11 protein-coding genes and 1 pseudogene are annotated in these 18189 nt (G+C 50.5%); 3 read left to right on the forward strand and 9 right to left on the reverse strand.

The genetic code is table 11. The annotated features are described in order from the left end of the window. The 9 genes and pseudogenes from Q320_RS19085 to Q320_RS0108200 form a co-directional block, all read right to left on the reverse strand. Positions 1–3860 (reverse strand): beta strand repeat-containing protein (locus tag Q320_RS19085; RefSeq protein ID WP_051534592.1); only part of this gene is annotated, 3860 nt, incomplete at its 3' end. A gap of 192 nt (positions 3861–4052) precedes the next feature. After that, positions 4053–4643 carry a response regulator transcription factor gene (locus Q320_RS19090; protein ID WP_051534593.1) on the reverse strand — a complete coding sequence of 197 codons (591 nt, stop codon included), beginning with the start codon at positions 4641–4643 and terminating at the stop codon, positions 4053–4055. Further along, the gene (locus tag Q320_RS0108165; protein ID WP_027468589.1) at positions 4640–6043 is read right to left on the reverse strand and encodes an HlyD family type I secretion periplasmic adaptor subunit; all 1404 of its coding nucleotides are present in this window, start codon (positions 6041–6043) and stop codon (positions 4640–4642) included. The genes Q320_RS19090 and Q320_RS0108165 overlap by 4 nt, the downstream gene beginning before the upstream one ends. Positions 6044–6116: 73 nt before the next feature. Next, complete coding sequence (locus Q320_RS0108175; RefSeq protein ID WP_027468590.1) at positions 6117–8303, reverse strand: type I secretion system permease/ATPase; 2187 nt, start codon at positions 8301–8303, stop codon at positions 6117–6119. Positions 8304–8520: 217 nt separating this feature from the next. Continuing rightward, complete coding sequence (locus Q320_RS0108180; protein ID WP_035853178.1) at positions 8521–9912, reverse strand: FAD-binding oxidoreductase; 1392 nt, start codon at positions 9910–9912, stop codon at positions 8521–8523. A gap of 112 nt (positions 9913–10024) precedes the next feature. Next, a pseudogene (locus Q320_RS22235) lies at positions 10025–10108 on the reverse strand (zf-HC2 domain-containing protein); the annotation flags it as partial. 86 nt (positions 10109–10194) lie between these two features. After that, positions 10195–10773 carry a sigma-70 family RNA polymerase sigma factor gene (locus tag Q320_RS0108190; protein WP_051534594.1) on the reverse strand — a complete coding sequence of 193 codons (579 nt, stop codon included), beginning with the start codon at positions 10771–10773 and terminating at the stop codon, positions 10195–10197. 1 nt (position 10774) lies between these two features. Then, positions 10775–11713 carry a homoserine kinase gene (locus tag Q320_RS0108195; protein ID WP_027468593.1) on the reverse strand — a complete coding sequence of 313 codons (939 nt, stop codon included), beginning with the start codon at positions 11711–11713 and terminating at the stop codon, positions 10775–10777. Positions 11714–11829: 116 nt separating this feature from the next. Beyond that, positions 11830–12150: a DUF2782 domain-containing protein gene (locus Q320_RS0108200; protein ID WP_027468594.1), complete on the reverse strand. Its 321-nt coding sequence runs from the start codon at positions 12148–12150 to the stop codon at positions 11830–11832. Between the two features lie 101 nt (positions 12151–12251). Between Q320_RS0108200 and polA the strand changes: the two genes are divergently transcribed. The 3 genes from polA to Q320_RS0108215 all read left to right on the forward strand — a co-directional run bounded on the left by polA (position 12252) and on the right by Q320_RS0108215 (position 18152). Next, complete coding sequence (gene polA / locus Q320_RS0108205; protein ID WP_027468595.1) at positions 12252–15047, forward strand: DNA polymerase I; 2796 nt, start codon at positions 12252–12254, stop codon at positions 15045–15047. Beyond that, positions 15047–15844, forward strand: coding sequence for a hypothetical protein (locus tag Q320_RS0108210; protein WP_027468596.1), 798 nt, complete (start codon positions 15047–15049; stop codon positions 15842–15844). Before polA ends, Q320_RS0108210 begins: the two co-directional genes overlap by 1 nt. Before the next feature lie 523 nt (positions 15845–16367). Beyond that, positions 16368–18152 carry a type IV pilus assembly protein FimV gene (locus Q320_RS0108215; RefSeq protein ID WP_027468597.1) on the forward strand — a complete coding sequence of 595 codons (1785 nt, stop codon included), beginning with the start codon at positions 16368–16370 and terminating at the stop codon, positions 18150–18152. Positions 18153–18189: the final 37 nt, after the last annotated feature.

The following is an 18189-nucleotide window of genomic DNA, read 5'->3' on the forward strand; positions in this document are numbered from 1 at the left end:
ACGACATTGTTCTTATCCGTCACAGTGATGGCGATGTTGTCGATGACATCTTTACCGCCGACATTCGCTTGCACGCTTGGATCGTAGCTGTAGGTGACTTTGCCGGTCGCGGCATCGAAACCGGTCAGTTGCAAACTACCTTCGCCGGTATTGATCGTGATTGGTGTCGTACCCAAGGTCGCGAGTTGCGCCGCAGTAATGACAGTGCCGCCAACGTTGATTTCTTTGATGCCGTCTGGTGCGGTAACGCTAAAGTCACCAGTCACTGGGCCGTCGCTTTCAACAACCGTCTTGTCAGACGCATTCGCACCGGCGTTGCCGTCGGTATCTGGAATCGATACAGTCGGGCCGCCATCGCTCGCACCATTAACAGTGATATTCAAGGCAGCACTGCTGGTCGAGCCATCGGCATCACGAACGGTGTAGTTAAACACTTCATCCGTCAACGATTGGCCTGGGTTCAAGGCATTGACGGTTGGGTTTGCGTTATCGAGGGTATAGGTGTACGTGCCATTAGCAGCAATGACCAGCGTGCCATACTTACCAACAAAGGTGCCTGCCGTCGTGAGCGTTAGACCCGTGTCGCTGCTATTGGTATCGGCTACGCCGCCTTTGGCGTCGCCCAAGATCACATTGCCGCTCGTTGTCGCTGTATTCTCAAGAATGCTATTGCTGTCGGCATTGGCCGTTGGCACGGTGTCTTGAATTGCGATATCGAGGCTATCCGTACCTACAACATTGTTCTTGTCGGTGACGGTGATCGCAATCGTGTCGATCACATCTTTACCGCCGACATTCGTTTGCACGCTTGGATCGTAGCTGTAGGTGACTTTGCCGGTTGCAGCATTGAAGCCAGTCAGTTGCAATGAACCTTCGCCGGTATTGATCGTGATTGGCGTTGTGCCCAAAGTCGCCAGCTGCGCCGCTGTAATGACGGTGCCGCCGACGTTGATTTCTTTGATGCCGTCCGGTGCCGTAACGCTAAAGTCACCCACAATCGGGCCGTCGCTTTCTACAACGGTTTTGTCAGACGCATTCGCACCCGCGTTGCCGTCGGTATCTGGAATCGATACGGTCGGACCACCATCGCTTGCGCCGTTAACGGTGATATTCAAGGCAGCAGTGCTGGTCGAGCCATCGGCATCGCGAACGGTGTAGTTAAACACTTCATCCGTTAACGATTGGCCTGGGTTCAAGGCATTGACGGTTGGGTTCGCGTTATCGAGGGTATACGTGTACGTGCCATTAGCAGCAATGATCAGCGTGCCATACTTGCCGATAAATGTACCCGCAGTCGTTAACGTCAGACCTGTGTCGCTGCTGTTGGTATCGGCTACGCCGCCTTTAGCGTCGCCCAAGATCACATTGCCGCTCGTTGTCGCGGTGTTCTCAAGGATGCTGTTGCTGTCGTTATTCGCGGTTGGTGTAGTGTCCTGGATGGCAATGTCGAAATTATCGCTAGCCATGACATTGTTCTTATCCGTTACCGTAATCGCAATCGTGTCAATAACATCTTTGCCGCCGATATGCGTTTGCACATTTGGGTCGTAGGTGTAAGTGCCCTTGCCGGTTGCTGCATCGAAACCGGTGAGTTGCAAACTACCTTCGCCAGTATTAATGGTGATTGGTGTCGTACCCAAGGTCGCCAACTGCGCCGCAGTAATGACGGTGCCGCCGACGTTGATTTCTTTAAGGCTATCTGGCGCATTGACGGTGAAGAAACCGGCAATCGGACCGTCGCTTTCAACAACGGTTTTGTCGGATACATTGCCTGTCGGTGGGTTGCCGTCAGTATCCGGAATCAATACGGTTGGGCCGCCATCGCTTGCGCCGTTAACGGTGATGTTCAAGGCAGCAGTGCTGGTCGAGCCATCGGCATCGCGAACGGTGTAGTTAAACACTTCATCCGTTAACGATTGGCCTGGGTTCAAGGCATTAACCGTTGGATTGGCGTTATCAAGGGTATAGGTGTAGGTGCCATTAGCAGCAATGACCAGCGTGCCATACTTACCAACAAAGGTACCAGCAGTCGTCAACGTCAAGCCTGTGTCGCTGCTATTGGTATCGGCCACGCCGCCTTTGGCGTCGCCCAAGATCACATTGCCACTCGTCGTCGCGGTGTTCTCAAGGATACTGTTGCTGTCGGCATTGGCAGTCGGCACCGTGTCTTGAATTGCGATATCCAGGCTATCGGTACCAACAACATTGTTCTTATCCGTCACAGTGATGGCGATATTGTCGATGACGTCTTTACCGCCGACATTCGCTTGTACGCTTGGATCGTAGCTGTACGTCACTTTGCCGGTTGCGGCATCGAAACCGGTGAGTTGCAAACTACCTTCGCCAGTATTAATGGTGATTGGTGTCGTACCCAGGGTCGCGAGTTGCGCCGCAGTAATGATCGTGCCGCCGACGTTGATTTCTTTGATGCCGTCTGGTGCGGTAACGCTAAAGTCACCAGCGATTGGGCCGTCGCTTTCTACAACGGTCTTGTCAGACGCATTCGCACCGGCGTTGCCGTCGGTATCTGGAATCGATACAGTCGGGCCGCCATCGCTCGCGCCGTTGACGGTGATGTTCAAACTCGCCGAGCTGGTCGAGCCATCGGCATCGCGAACGGTGTAGTTAAACACTTCATCCGTTAACGATTGGCCTGGGTTCAAGGCATTGACGGTTGGATTGGCGTTATCAAGGGTATACGTGTACGTACCATTAGCCGCAATGACCAGCGTGCCATACTTACCAACAAACGTACCTGCCGTCGTCAACGTCAAGCCCGTGTCGCTGCTGTTCAGATCGGCTACGCCGCCTTTGGCGTCGCCCAAGATCACATTGCCGCTCGTTGTCGCGGTGTTCTCAACGATGCTGTTCGTATCGGCATTGGCCGTTGGCACGGTGTCTTGGATGGCGATATCGAGGCTATCCGTGCCCACGACATTGTTCTTGTCGGTGACGGTGATCGCGATGTTGTCGATGACGTCTTTACCACCGACATTCGCTTGCACGCTTGGATCGTAGCTGTAGGTCACTTTGCCGGTTGCGGCATCGAAACCCGTCAGTTGCAAACTGCCTTCACCGGTGTTGATCGTGATTGGTGTTGCGCTCAAGGTCGCAAGTTGCACCGCAGTAATGACGGTGCCGCCGACGTTGATTTCTTTAATGCCGTCCGGTGCGGAAACATTAAAGCTGCCTGCGACTGGGCCGTCTCTTTCAGAAACTGTGCTGTCGCTGGTGTTAGTACCTGTACCAGTGCCTGTTCCGCTGCCATCGGTATCTGGAATAGAAACTGATGGTGAACCTGCGCTGGGTGCTGGTGGTTCGATTGCAGTAATTGGCGTAGAAGCTGGATTGATGTTGTTGCTTAGTTCTGGCAATGGCTCGAAACCAGGCAGCTGGGTACTAAAGTCAAAGCTGATTGGGTCTAGATTTTCGGCGATTCGCATTAGGCGAACAAAACCACTGCCTTCATCGGTGCTTGCGCCGGCATTGAGGCCTGCTGCGGTGGCGTCTAGTTCTTCGGAGAGGTCTTTGCCTTGATTGAGCGCATTGATGATTTGGTCGGCACTGTCGGTGGTTTTGGCGATGGCCGCTTCAGTGCTATCTGTTGGATTGGTGCCCAGTAAGTCGCTATCGATCAACAGTGAGCGATCAGCGCCCAGTTCAATAATTTGGCCATTCGGCAGTAGGATGGTGAGATGACCGGTGGCGCTGGTTGCAATCACTTGCCCTTCAAGTAGCGTGTCGCCCGCTTTGATGGGCTGCAATTGACCGCGTGCATCTTTAACAAATGCTTCACCTTCGAGGACAACGATTTGTTGTTTAGTGGATGCGTTTGCGCTAGTGATTGTTTGCTCAGCCATGGTCATACTCCAAAGTAGGATTTTCTAATTTGGAGTCTACCGAAGCGTTATGACAAATGCGATTGTACTGAAGGACACTAGGGTTTGTACTTATGCTCTGCTGACGGTTGATTTGCAGATTTTTTCAGATGAAAAAGCGCAGCACGTCCGTTGAAGGGCGAATGCTGCGCTGGGGGCGTTGTGAAGAGGGGATTAGCTAATGCCGTTGACTTTCAGTGTGAGCTGCACGCGGTCGCTGATGTTGAGCTTTTCAAAGCAGGCGCTCAGATGGGCTTTGATGGTGCGCTCGGTGATATTGAGCGTGCGGGCGATTTCTTTATTGCTTTGCCCGCGTGCGGCAAGGTAAGCCACTTCGCGCTCGCGTTCAGATAAGGTTAGCAAAGGGTCGATTTTGCTAGGTAAATGATTGACGGCCTTGAGCAAACGCATCACCAAGCTGCGGCCTGCCCAAATTTCACCAGAATTGACTGCGCTGAGTACTTGTTGCAGCAGCTCTTTGGGCGCTGCGGCATGACAATAGGCTGCGGCACCAGCAAGTAGCGCGGCGTAGCCTTCTTCATCGTTGGGATTGGTATTGACGATGATGGTGCGCTGATGCGCCATGCGGCGCGCCCAAATTGGATTATCCCAAGCCGGTAAATCGGGGTATTGGCTATCAACAACAGCAATACTGTCGCTGCTGTGTGACCATTCTTGCGCGACTGGCTCGACATGGTCAAACGTAGCTTGCCAGTGGCGCAGCAGGCCGGAGTCCGTGGTATAAAAATAGATCGCAGGGGTCATCGTTCAGTCAATGCAGAAGATTTAGCGCGGAGTACCGGCTTGATTAAATAAGAAAGAATCGTTTTCTTACCCGTTAAAATGTCGACCTCGGCCATCATGCCGGGAATAATCGGCAGGCGTTTGCCGTCTTTTTCCAAGAAGCTGTTTTTGGTTTTGACGCGTACCAAGTAAAACGCATTGCCTTTTTCATCTTTCACCGTATCGGCACTGATATTGACCACTTCAGCTTCCAGGCCGCCATAAACCGAAAAATCATAGGCTGAAAATTTCACCAAAGCTTGTTGCCCAGCACGTAAAAACGCAATGTCTTTGGGTAGTACTTTAGCTTCTAGCAATAAGCTTTCACCCGCAGGAACGATTTCAATAATGTCTTTACCCGGTTGCACGACGCCGCCAACGGTATTGGCGAAGAGCTGTTTGATCGTGCCATCCATCGGTGAGCGAATTTCTGATTGCTTCACGCGATCAGCAAGACCTAAATTGCCTTGGGTGATGCTACCTAGTTTGCCGGAAGTTTCAGCCAGCTCGGTGCGGGCTTGGTTGCGGAACATGAGCTCGACTTCCTGGGCTTTGCGACCCGCTTCGGCAATTGAGGATTGAATGCGGGGTATCTGCGCAGAAGCGCTGTCCATCTCGCCCTTGTAGCGTGATACATCACGTTCTAGCCGTAAAATTTCAACATCCGATACCGCACCACTTTTGAGCAGCGGGCGCGTTGCATCGAGTTCTCTTTTGGTGAGCTCGTAACCTTGCACCGCTTGTTCACGACGCGCGCGTACTTCATTTAGCTCTTGCGTGCGTTGATTGAGCTGTTGGCGCGCTATACCCATGCTGGCATCTAATTCAGCCATTTTGGATTGATACAAGAGTTTTTCCTGCATCGCGATATCGGGCGCTTCTTTTTCAACTTCTTCGGGCATGGCAAATGGTTTGCCATTGGCAATCGCGTCCAAGCGCGCTGCTTTGGCCTTAAGCGATAAATATTGCGCACGGCCTTCATTGAGCGTGGACACAAAGCGTGTTGAGTCGATCTTAATCAGTAAATCGCCTTTTTTAACCGCTTGTCCTTCGTGTACCAAGATTTCTTTGACGCTACCGCCGTCCAAGCTTTGAATAATTTGCAATTCACTCGATGGAATCACGCGGCCTTCACCTTTGGTGACTTCATCAATTTTGGCAAAGCCCGCCCACAGTAGCAAAACTAGCACCGCCAATGCAGAGGTGCGAATCAACAGGCGCGCGCCGCGTGGGCTTTGCTCCATGATGACGTTATCGGCATCGGCTATAAAATCGCGGTCATCGACTAAATCACGTTTTTCGGTAGCAAACAGATAGCGATCAAACCACTCATTGCTCAGGCTTTGCAGGCCATTCCAAGCTTTTTTTAAATATTTGCTCATACGCGACCGCCTGCCTTGCCAATGCGTTTAGGCGGTAATACGTCAAGGACTTGTATTTCTAATAAGCTGGTTTTCATGTTGCGCCTCCAGCTTTACCGATTCGTCCTTGTTGCAGAGCCTCAACGACTTGAGCTTTTGGTCCATCGGCCATTAATTGGCCTTGATCGATAACAATCAGTCGATCAACGAGTTCAAGTAAAGACGTGCGATGTGTAACCAGAATCATCGTTTTTCCGGCTAAATAAGTGCGTAAACGAGACTTCAGACGTTCTTCGCTTTGATGATCCATTGCGCTGCTGGGCTCATCAAGCATAAAAATCGGCGGGTCATTGAGTGCGGCGCGCGCGATTGAAATCGCTTGGCGTTGCCCGCCTGACAGTGATTCACCGCGCTCGCTAATCGGCATTTCAAAGCCACGCGGATGCGCGTTCACAAACTCAGAAATCCCTGCTAAATCGGCGGCGGCAATAATATGGCTATCCTCGGCATACGGTGCGCCCATCGCGATGTTTTGGCGCAAAGTGCCAAAAAATAGCAGCGGATCTTGTGGTACATAGCCGACGGCACGGCGCAGCTCGGCAGGGTCGATTTGACGGGTATCGATCCCATCAACAAGTACAGCACCCTCTGTAGGCTGATACAGACCTAAAATTAGTTTTTCGATGGTGGATTTACCCGAACCAATTCGACCAATAATGGCGAGTTTTTCACCCGCTTTCATTGTAAAGCTGACGTTATCGAGCGCAATATCATCGCGGCCTTCGTATTTGAACGTCACATTGCGAAACTCAATATCGCCACGGAAAGATTCTCGGTGCAAGAAATTGCTATCGGCCGGGCGTTCAATCGGCATTTGCATATGCGATTCAACCGCACCGAGTGACGTCTTGGCATTTTGGTATTGCATGAGCAGTCCCGCGACTTGCCCCAGCGGTGCCATCGCTCGACTGGCGAGCATTGATGCCGCAATAATGCCCCCCATCGTGAGCTGGCCTTCGATTAACAAATACACGCCGACAATCACAATCACAATCGACACTAATTGCGTAATGGCTTGGGCGAAATTCACCGTTGTCGTCGACATTAGTTTCAGGCGGCCACCAATTTGCGCCAAGAATTGAGTTGCGCGTTCCCAGCGGCGCTGCATTTCACTTTCAGCGCCCATAATTTTGATCGTTTCAAGGCCGACCATACTTTCAACCAGCGTGGCATTTCTCTGCGCCGAAGCGCGCTGGCTGAGTTCGACCAACTGATTCATTTTGGCCTGCGCCAACCATGCAAAAATAATAATCAAAATCGCACCCACCAACGGTGGTAAAACCAGCCAAGGGGAAATCCAAACTAGCACCAAGAAGAAAATCAGTACAAAAGGCAGATCCACCAAGGTGGTAATCGAAGCCGATGCAATAAAATCACGTACCGATTCAAACGCACGCAAATTGGCGGTGAATGAGCCGACTGAAGCGGGGCGGGCGCTCATGCGGATGCCGAGCACGCGTTCCATAATCAGCGCCGATAAAGTCACGTCGATGCGCTTGGATGCCACATCCAAAATATAGCCACGCGCTGTGCGCAGTACGAAATCAAAGCCCAGTACCAGCGTTGCGCCGAGCGCGAGCACCCACAGCGTTTCCATTGCATGATTCGGCACGACGCGGTCGTACACATTCATCGAATACAGTGGCATCGCCAACGCGAAAATATTGATTAGCAATGCGGCGATTAATGCGTCGCGGTAAATCCGCCAATTATCAAAGACAACGCCCCAAAACCAATGCCGCTCACGAATTTTGCCCATTTCGGGTGTGCGCAAATCAAAGCGAAAGCGCGGACGAACAATCAGCATGACGCCGGTATAGGCTTCAATGAGTTCGGCTTCACTCAGCGTTTCTACCGATTCGCCGCCTTCGGGAAAGCGGACTTTGCATTGCCCATCAGGCAGGCGCTCTAGCAAAAGGCAGGCGCGTTTATCGTTCAGTAAAAGAATAGCGGGGAGTAGGCGTTCTGGGATTTCATTCAGATTGCGACGCAATACACGTGCCGATAATCCGGCGCGGTGTGCTGCACGTGGCAGCAAAGAAGGCGTGAGTCTGTTATCTACCAGCGGCAGGCCAGCAGCGAGTGCTTCGTGCGTCCAAGGCGTGCCATGCAGCCGAGTTAGTTCGACGAGGCAGTCGAGTAGCGGGTCGAAATGCGCTTGGTTTTCGCTAACATGCCAATCAAACGCATGCTTGGCTGATGTGTTGGTAGAACTATCCATAGCGACCCATTAAAAATATTGTGTTGTAAGTAGAAAGACAAAAAACCTCGCGCTGCTGCGTTCTGTCTTACGCATTTGTACCTGCGTAACATGCATCTTGCGTGAAAACTTTTGTACCGTTACTTAGAGCAGTAAGCCCGACGCTGAGCATACACTAGCCGTTTGATGACAACTAGATATAGCTAGGGATGGGCTGCCGTGTAATTGTCAATTTGTGTCAATTTAGCACTTTGCCGGGGTTCATTAGGCCGAGTGGATCGAGCGCATTTTTAATACTGGCCATTAGCGCCAACTCGCAAGGGCTGCGATAGTGTGTGAGCGAAACTTTCTTGAGTTGGCCAATGCCGTGCTCAGCACTGATGCTGCCATTGTATTGGGCAACTAGTTGATAAACAATGGCATTAATTGCTGCTTCATGTTGATAAATTAGGGAACTAGTCTCAGTCAGAAATAAGTTGTAATGCAAATTACCATCGCCCAAATGACCAAAAGCGACGATTTTTGCATCGCTAAATTGTTCCGTTAATTGTGTCTGACATTCAATCAAAAATCGCGGAATATCCCCAACCGGAATACTGATGTCATGCTTGATGCTGACGCCTTCAAGGCGCTGCGCTTCGGGAATATGTTCGCGTAAACGCCAAAAATCAGCGGACTGACGCTGATTTTGCGCGACGTAAGCATTTTCAAATCCAGTGTCATTCAGAATTTTAGCGAGTTGTTCAATTAGTGCTTCACTATCGCCGCCATCCGATAACTCAAGCAATACACACCATTCAGGCAAGCTGGCAAAGGGCTGAGCCAGATTCGAAAAATGCTTTTGCAGCAATGCCAAGCAAGGGCGTGAGATCAGCTCAAATGATGTAATTCGATCGCTGACTTGAGCTTGCAACTGACGCAGCAAGGCAACGGCCGCCGTAGGCGAACCTACATCAATCAGTGCCGTCGCATGCGCAGTGGGTAGTGGATAGAGGCGCAACACGGCGCTGCTAATCAAGCCTAGCGTGCCTTCAGCGCCGATAAATAATTGCTTCAAGTCGTAGCCGGTATTGTCCTTGCGTAAACCACGCAGCCCATCCCAAATCGTGCCGTTCGCTAGCACCACTTCTAAGCCCAAGGTCAATTCGCGCATATTGCCGTAACGCAGCACATTGACGCCGCCCGCATTCGTCGCCAATGCGCCGCCGATTTGGCAACTGCCCGCAGCCGCCCAATTGGCGGGAAATAGCCGCTGGGCGGCCAAGGCCGCTTGCTGTACTTGTTGCAAAGTCACGCCAGCTTCGACGGTAATCGTGTTGTTGTCGGCATCGACTTCAATTACTCGATTCATCCGCTCAAACGAAATGACGATACTTTGCCCACTCTCGTCGGGCGTCGCCGCGCCGCACAAGCTGGTATTGCCGCCTTGCGGCACCATCGCGATGCGGTAGCGTGAGCACAGTTGGGCGATTTCGCTAAGTTGCTGTACTGAATTGGGTCGAGCAACGGCGAGAGTGCTGCCACAATAGCGGCGTCGTTGATCGAGGCAATACTTTGCGGTGTCGTCGCCAAATAAAATGGCGTGAGATTCAGTCAAAGACTGAAGTTGCTGCAGAAATTCGCTATGCATTATTTGGGGCTTAATGTGGATCTTTGTCGCGGGCTTTGCGTTGGCTAGCGAGTCGGATTACTTTGAGTTGGCGCGAGAAGTTGGCGCATTTTTTGCAGATGATTAAGTGCAGACGCAAGCTTACTGCCTCGCCCAAACTTAAAGAGCGATCTTGGGATTCGGATAGCAAATAAGAAACGTCACGGCATTTGATCATGTGTTTTTAAAATACTCGTGCAAGAATTTTATGGCAAGGCGCGGCAGGCAGTAGATCAAGTGCGAACAAGGTATACAGCAAGTAAATTATTGATCGACTGAGCTGGATTCAAACCAAGTTTGCTCTAAACACAGGCGCAAGCTCATGCGCGCGCGATAAAGCAGCACTGAGCAATTAGTCGCGGTAATGTCTAATTGATTACAAATATCGCTAATTTCAAGTTCCATCACTTCGCGCATTGCAAATACCATCGCGGTGCGCCTAGGCATTTTGGTGGCGCAGAGTTCATACGTTTGCCAAAAATGCCGGTCTTCTAAATTGGCTTCGGGCTTGCCCCAGTTGCGTGGTGCTTCTGAGCCCCAATGGCCGCTAGAATCAAACAGCGAATCAAAATCACTGCGATCGTTTTCTGCATCCAACTGCGGTGAAATGAATTGCGGATCACGGTAGCGGCGGCGCTGCACATCGAGGATTTTGTATTTCAAAATCGCCATTAGCCACGTTTTTAGGCTGGATTGCCCTGCAAACGAGTCTGGCTTCTCTAGCGCCGCGAGTAGCGTATCTTGCACTGCGTCTTCGGCGAGCTGTTGATCGCTCAATTGAAACAGCGCAAATCGCAATAGCGCTGAGTGATGCGTTTGCAATTCGCTCGCCGTGAATGCCATGTTATAGCCAGAAATCTTGGCGTTGTGCGTGCAGTGAAATCACGCGCTGGAAGTGGCTTGGATCTTTGGCAAAAGTCATTTCACCAGCGGCAGGCTGATAAAAATCGAGCAGGCGCGACACCCAAAAACGCAGCGCTGCGGCGCGTAATAGAATTGGCCAGGCCGCAATTTCGTCAGAACTCAGCGTGCGTACGCTTTGATACGCGCTGAGCATGGCGCGGGCGCGCTCGGCGTCAATATCGCCATTCTCTAGCACGCACCAATCATTGAGCGTAATGGCCAAGTCGTAGAGCAGCACATCGTTGCAAGCGTAATAGAAATCAATAAAGCCGCCGACGTGTTCGCCATTCATTAGCGCATTGTCGCGGAATAAATCCGCGTGGATCACGCCTTTAGGCAAGCTGTCGTGCTGATGTTCTGATTGCAATTGCACCTCAAAGTGCAATTGCGCCGCATCGGCTTCAGACATATGCGGGTACATCGTCGTCGCAATTTCAGACCACCAAGCCGGTCCGCGTGGATTGGGCATGTGGGCGGTGTAGCTGGCGGCGGCTAAATGCATTTGCGCCAACATTTCACCGACTTGAGCGCATTGTTCGGCGTTCGGATGCTCAATCACTGCGCCGGGCAGGCAAGGCACGAGCAATGTCGGTTTGCCATTGAGTTCATCAATGTATTGATGCTGCAAATTGGCAATCGGCGCTGCTACTGCAATACCGTGCTGCGCGAGATGCACCATCAAATTCACATAAAACGGCAATTCATCAGCGCGCAGCGTTTCAAATAGAGTGAGAACGTATTTGCCATGCGTGGTCGTGACAAAGTAATTCGTATTGGTCACGCCCGCCGAAATACCTTTGAGTTCTAGCAACTGGCCTAGTGAATAGCGCTGTAGAAACGGGATGAGGTCGGAAGTCTCGACGGTAGTAAAAACAGACATGAGTGCTCTCGGGTTCCAGTAGGCGCGCAGTATGAATCATCATTCGCTTTGGGGCAAAACACCCGCTTACCCATTTGATGGTGAAGGCGGGCTGACTATTGGGTATTGCAGACTAATTACCAGCGGAATAATACCCAACGTGGCACGGCGATATTTTCAGTTGGACCGCTTTGGCGAACAAAATTGCCTTGGCCCGCAGGATCAACTAAGAAATACGGTTGGCCGACAACGGGTACAACTTTGATTTGATACAAATGACCGTGAATACGGTATTCGGTCAATGTCGCGTTGCCTCTTTCAATGACGCGAATATCGGGAGCGGGGGCGTCAGTTGTTGGCGCGGCTTCTGCTGGCATTGGTGGCGGCGCATCGGCAACTTCGGCGGACACGGCGGGCAGGGCGATGAATAAACTCAAACTGAAAATCAGGCTACGCATTTTTCACTCCTTGAGGGTATGCGGAAAATAAGTCGGGGCCCGTCAGGGCGTATAATGCACGCTGCACTAATCATTCTTACAACAGTATAGAGAAATCTCGCATGCCGACGCTGCTTTTAATTGATGGATCATCGTATTTATATCGCGCCTTTCATGCGATTCGCGAATTGTCCGCGCCCGATGGAACCCCGAGCAATGCAGTATTTGGCTTTGTAAACATGCTGAAAAAACTGCGGCAGCAAACGTCTGCGGATTATATCGCGTGCGTGTTCGATGCCAAAGGCAAGACTTTCCGCGATGATCTTTATGCCCAATATAAAGCGCAGCGCCCACCGATGCCGGATGATTTGCGCGTACAAATTGCGCCGATTCACGCCGCCGTCGCCGCGTTTGGGATTCCGATTTTGATGATAGATGGTGTTGAAGCCGATGATGTGATCGGCACTTTGGCACGCGAAGCGAGTCGGCAAGGGATTACGACGATTATGTCGACTGGCGACAAAGATATGGCGCAGTTGGTGGATGAATTTACGCGAATTGAAAACAGCATGACCGAAGAAGTGCTGCGCCGCGATGAAGTCTTTGCCAAATTCAATGTGTGGCCAGAGCAAATCGTCGATTATTTGGCGCTGATTGGCGATACCGTCGACAACGTGCCAGGCGTGCCCAAATGCGGCCCGAAAACTGCTGCCAAATGGTTGGCCGAATACCAAACGCTGGATAATGTCATCGCGCACGCCGATGAAATCAAAGGCGTGGTGGGGCAAAATCTGCGTGATAGTTTGGCATGGCTGCCAATGGCCAAAGCCTTGGTGACGATTAAATGCGATGTGGATTTAAGCGCTGAGTTGCCCAATGGCATTAGCGATTTGCAGCCGACGAATGAGGACAGCGCCACTTTATTGACGCTGTTCAAACGCTTTGGCTTTCGCACGTGGATTCGGGAAATGGAAAGCCGCGTCGCGGCAGCACCAACGCCTGTTTCCGCAAAGCCTGTCAGTGATGATTTATTTGCCGAACCTGTTGTTGATGTAGGTATTGCCACACAAGAATCATCTGTAGAGGCTTTGATCGATATACCTAGGCCTATGATTTTAGAACGGCATTATGAAACGATTAATACCGCAGCGAAATTAAGCCATTGGTTGGCCAAAATTAATGCCGCTGAACTGACTGCTTTTGATACCGAAACGACAAGTTTGGACGCGATGCAAGCGCACTTAGTCGGCATGTCGTTTTCAGTGGTGGAGGGCGAAGCGGCCTACTTGCCGCTGGCGCACAACGGCCCCGATCAGCCTGAGCAATTGCCTTTGGATGCGACCTTGGCGCTGCTTAAACCATGGTTAGAATCGGCGACACACCATAAAGTTGGCCAAAATTTAAAATACGATCAGCATGTTTTAGCCAATTATGGCATCGCGCTTGCCGGAATTAGTGACGATACGCTGCTGATGTCCTACGTTTTGGCAAGCCACGAACGACACAATATGGACGATCAAGCCGCGCGTGAGCTGGGCGAAACGACGATCAAATACGAAGAAATTTGCGGCAAAGGCGCCAAACAAATTGGCTTTGCCGAGGTCGATGTCGAAATTGCAACGAGGTATGCGGCGGAAGACGCCGATATTACTTTGCGTCTGGCGCATACCCTTAAGCCGCGTTTAACGGGGCGTTTGCTTGAAGTCTACCGCGACATTGAAATGCCATCGCGCGCGGTGCTGTATACGATGGAGCGCAACGGTATTTTGCTCGACGGCGCTCTCTTACAGCGGCAAAGCCACGATATTGGCCTGCGCTTGATTGAGCTGGAAAACCACGCGTATGAGCTGGCTGGGCAGCCGTTTAATTTGGCTTCGCCCAAGCAACTGGGTGAGATTTTCTTTGAAAAACTCAAGCTACCAGTGATTAAAAAAACGCCAAAAGGCGCGCCGTCGACTGATGAAGAAGTGCTGTCCGAGTTGGCGAAAGATTATCCACTGCCGAAAGTGCTGCTGGAGCATCGCAGCCTCTCCAAACTCAAATCGACGTATACCGACAAATTGCCATTGATGGTGAATCCAAAAACGGGCCGCGTGCACACCAGTTTTAACCAAACCGTCGCCGTCACAGGGCGTTTGAGTTCATCTGACCCTAATCTGCAAAACATCCCAGTTCGTACTGCGGAAGGGCGCAAAATCCGCGAAGCCTTTATCGCCGCGCCAGGCTGCAAGCTAATTTCGGCCGATTATTCGCAAATCGAGCTGCGCATCATGGCGCATTTATCCAATGACACGGCGATGCTTGCTGCGTTTGAGCAAGGTTTGGATATTCACCGCGCCACCGCCGCCGAAGTGTTTGGCGTCGCGCTGGATGAAGTGTCGAGCGAGCAGCGCCGCTATGCCAAATCGATTAATTTCGGCTTGATCTATGGCATGGGCGTGTTTGGTTTGGCGGCGCAATTGGAAATCACCCGCGAAGCGGCGAAAACCTTTATTGAGCGCTATTTCAATCGCTTCTCGCACGTTGCCGAATACATGGAAATGACGCGCCAATTCGTGCGCGAACACGGCTACGTTGAAACAGTATTTGGCCGCCGCCTGTGGCTGCCCGAAATCAAATCAAGTAACGCCGCCCGCCGCGCCGGCGCCGAGCGCGCCGCAATTAATGGCCCGATGCAAGGTACCGCAGCCGATTTGATTAAGCTCGCGATGGTGGCGGTGGCTGATTGGCTGGTCGCAGAAAAGCTGCAAAGCAAATTATTGCTGCAAGTCCACGATGAGTTGATTTTGGAAGTGCCGGAAAGTGAATTGGAATTAGTAAAAGCCAAATTGCCGGAGATTATGGCGGGAGTTGCTCAATTGAATGTGCCGCTATTGGCTGAAGTGGGCGTGGGGATGAATTGGGAAGAGGCGCATTGATGAGAATTGTTGCGATATGCAAGCAAATCTATAGAGATGAAAAGCCAATTTTCTATATTTCTGCAATTAGTCTGATTGCTGCTCTAGCATATGTTTTTTGTATGCTAATTTATCCATTTTTTGTGGGTGGTTGGAAAACTGCACATGCAGCTTGGTATGACTGGCAAACATTTAATGCGGGAATTTTGGCCTACTTTTCTACATTGATATTATTTTATATTTCAAGATATCACGCCTTACAGCAGCAAAGAAGAGAGTTTATTGCTGCTCGCTCGTTTCTCCCTCATGCATTAAGTGAATTAACTCAGTATCTGAAGGAATGTGCTTCACTTTTGTCAAAAGCAAGTCAATTTATTGACAATAATAGAGAACAAAAGCCAGAATTCTTACTGGATTTGAAATCGCCTGAGAAGTATATCCAGACATTTGAGAAGTGCATTGCATTGGCACAACCTCAATTCTCAGTATATCTTTCACAAATTTTAATTAGATTACAAATCAATCAAACTAGACTTGAAGGCGTATCAGAATCTATATACGGAAGAAACCATCTTCTGATTACAAAACGTAATATTAATTCGTACTTCTTTAGGCTGGCAGAACTTCAATGTTTGATAAATGCAATTTTTGCCTATAGCCGTGGAATGAGTGATTTCGAACTAAAGCCATTAGATAAAGATGCATTTATCAATGCATATGCTTGTTTAGAAGTTTTTATTGAACATTTTGATGGATTAGATGAGTTCACAGATAGTCACATCGGCGTTAATCCATCATGGCAAATTCCTATGGGCTAATTGCAGCCATGTAGGGTGCGCAAAGCTGTATTTTCGCACGCGGATTCTGGCTGTTGATTGTCTCGATGGCCATTTCATCGTATTTGCTGCGCAAATCCCTTGCGGAATGTTCACATCCGAAATATTGATGTATTTGACTGCAGCCCTTTATCAATAAAGCTTAGCTGGCAATACATCGTCCTATTGAAAGCGCTCCTTGAGTGTTTCACCGTGTCCGCGCCAATCTCACAGCAAAAATTCATTTTTGGATCAAAAACTCAATCTTTCAACGATGCTCATCGTTGAAACATAGGCTATGTCGGTGGTGTTTCGCCGCATTGACCGCCTTTCAGCCACCCATAAAATTTCACGTCGAAATACCGATAAGTCATTGAATAAAAATATTTATTCTTCGTGCTGCGCTGCAAAATATGGCTGTGGCGGGGGAAGTGCTTATTTTTGACTTGGATTGTGATGAATTAAGTCTACAAAGTAATCATAACAAACATGTCAATCTGCTTACATGAGCAGGAAAGGTTTGATCATGCATCCAAGACTCCCCATTAAGCAATCGCTCATCATGCTATTAATCAGCCTTGCTACGCCGGCTGGTGCGATCAATTTGGGGGATTTACAGACGCATTCTTATCTTGGGCAGCGGTTTAAAGGCAGTGTGAGTTACCAGTTGTCGCCGAGTGAAACCAGTCTTGAGGGCTGCGTCAGTATCTCCTCAATGGCGGATACGCCGTATATTGGCAGCAGCGATGTACAGATTCGCCCGAAAGGGGATGGGAATATCGGTACGATTTTGATTAACTCAAATCAAAGCATTAGCGAGCCGGTGGTGGCGCTGAAATTGAATATTGAATGTGGAAATCAGCAATTAAGCCGTGAATTTACTGTGTTTTTAGATCCTGCTCCTGAAATCGTTGCACCGACGAGTTTGAGTGAGACCCACCTCGCGATGCCTAGTCCGGCGAAGTTTCAGTTGCGCCCAGAAACCCGAGTGCCAACCGCCAAAAAAGACACCACTTTAGCCGATGTGGCCGCGCGTTATTATCCTGCCGATTCGGTGTTGTACGAGAAATATCTCAATCGGCTAAAACGCGCGAATCCGAATGTGGCAACGACCGACACGGTGATTTATGCAGGCAGCCCACTTTTTATGCCGCCACGGCCTAAAGCGGCCCCCGTTAAAGCGCCGAGTAGCGCGATTGCCAGCGATGCCTCACGCCAAGAAATCGGCCAGCTACGTCTTGAAGACGCCGATGCGATTAAGCCGCCGCTGGCCGCAGTGAATTCACAGCCAAATTCTGAAGCGTATGCCAAAGCGCTGGAAGAAAAAATTGTGACTCTCACCGAATTAAAAAAACGTTTGCAGCTTGAACTGGCCGATTTAGATTTGAAAATGGCACAAATGCAGCTGGCTAAAAGCGATAGCGCCGTTAATGCCAGCATTGTGGTGGCAAGCCCAGTGGCGGTTGCACCAGTTAAAACGACCGCGAACCCGGTGCAGGCTGTCGCCGCTCCGGTGCGCGTGAAATCCGCGCCCGAATCGAGCTGGCCTTGGGGCTGGATGGGGCTGGGCTTGGGGGTTGTGGGCGGATTATTCTGGTGGCGGCGTCAAGTTGTCGCCGATCGCTGGGACAGTACTCAAATTAATGGCTCGGTCGATTTAAACCAAAGCATTATGAGTATCATTCAGGCCAAAGTCGGGCACACAATGGCAAAATCACCAAATACGGTGATGTCATTATTTGGCGGAAATACCAAAAATCAGGCCGGTTTTGAGCTGAAAGAAGAGCTGGATGATCATCTGGATCAGGCGCAATACTATCTAGCGCAAGGCGAAACGCTCAAAGCCATTGATCTACTCTATGCGGCGATTGATGATGTGCCCGAAGATACCGAACGCTGGTTGATGCTGTTCCGCGTATTCCGTCAGCAAATGATGAAAACCGAATACGGCGCTTTAGCGCATCGCTTTAAAGCGATGCATAAGGACGAAGCAGATTGGGAGCTGATTCGCAGTATTGGCAATAAGCTCGACCCGGAAAATCAACTGTTTATTCGCAATATTGATCGTGCAAGCGTTGCACCACATGAGAATTTCGACGCTGGCATGGCCGCAGCGGCACCCGTGGTGATTGAGCTAGAGCCCGATTTCACCGGCGTACCCGTGTTGCCTGATTTTGAGCCCGATGCTAAGCCTGCGGTCGAATCTGAAATTGTCGGCGATGTGGCCATTATGGATTTTCTGATGAAAGAACCAGAGCCAGAAGACGATGTTCCACGCTTGCCTGAAGTCGAGCAACATCGGCACTTGTAATTCAAATTTCAATTTAGGCGTGCAATCGCTTAATCAA

It is taken from the genome of Deefgea rivuli DSM 18356, assembly GCF_000620145.1.
Classification (GTDB): domain Bacteria; phylum Pseudomonadota; class Gammaproteobacteria; order Burkholderiales; family Chitinibacteraceae; genus Deefgea; species Deefgea rivuli.

What these genes read in the sequence shown, in the direction of transcription:
- Q320_RS19090 (WP_051534593.1), bottom strand. Translation starts at nt 4,643, where the DNA reads ATGACCCCTGCGATCTATTTTTATACCACGGACTCCGGCCTGCTGCGC.
- Q320_RS0108165 (WP_027468589.1), bottom strand. Translation starts at nt 6,043, where the DNA reads ATGAGCAAATATTTAAAAAAAGCTTGGAATGGCCTGCAAAGCCTGAGC.
- Q320_RS0108175 (WP_027468590.1), bottom strand. Translation starts at nt 8,303, where the DNA reads ATGGATAGTTCTACCAACACATCAGCCAAGCATGCGTTTGATTGGCAT.
- Q320_RS0108180 (WP_035853178.1), bottom strand. Translation starts at nt 9,912, where the DNA reads ATGCATAGCGAATTTCTGCAGCAACTTCAGTCTTTGACTGAATCTCAC.
- Q320_RS0108190 (WP_051534594.1), bottom strand. Translation starts at nt 10,773, where the DNA reads ATGGCATTCACGGCGAGCGAATTGCAAACGCATCACTCAGCGCTATTG.
- Q320_RS0108195 (WP_027468593.1), bottom strand. Translation starts at nt 11,713, where the DNA reads ATGTCTGTTTTTACTACCGTCGAGACTTCCGACCTCATCCCGTTTCTA.
- Q320_RS0108200 (WP_027468594.1), bottom strand. Translation starts at nt 12,150, where the DNA reads ATGCGTAGCCTGATTTTCAGTTTGAGTTTATTCATCGCCCTGCCCGCC.
- polA (WP_027468595.1), top strand. Translation starts at nt 12,252, where the DNA reads ATGCCGACGCTGCTTTTAATTGATGGATCATCGTATTTATATCGCGCC.
- Q320_RS0108210 (WP_027468596.1), top strand. Translation starts at nt 15,047, where the DNA reads ATGAGAATTGTTGCGATATGCAAGCAAATCTATAGAGATGAAAAGCCA.
- Q320_RS0108215 (WP_027468597.1), top strand. Translation starts at nt 16,368, where the DNA reads ATGCATCCAAGACTCCCCATTAAGCAATCGCTCATCATGCTATTAATC.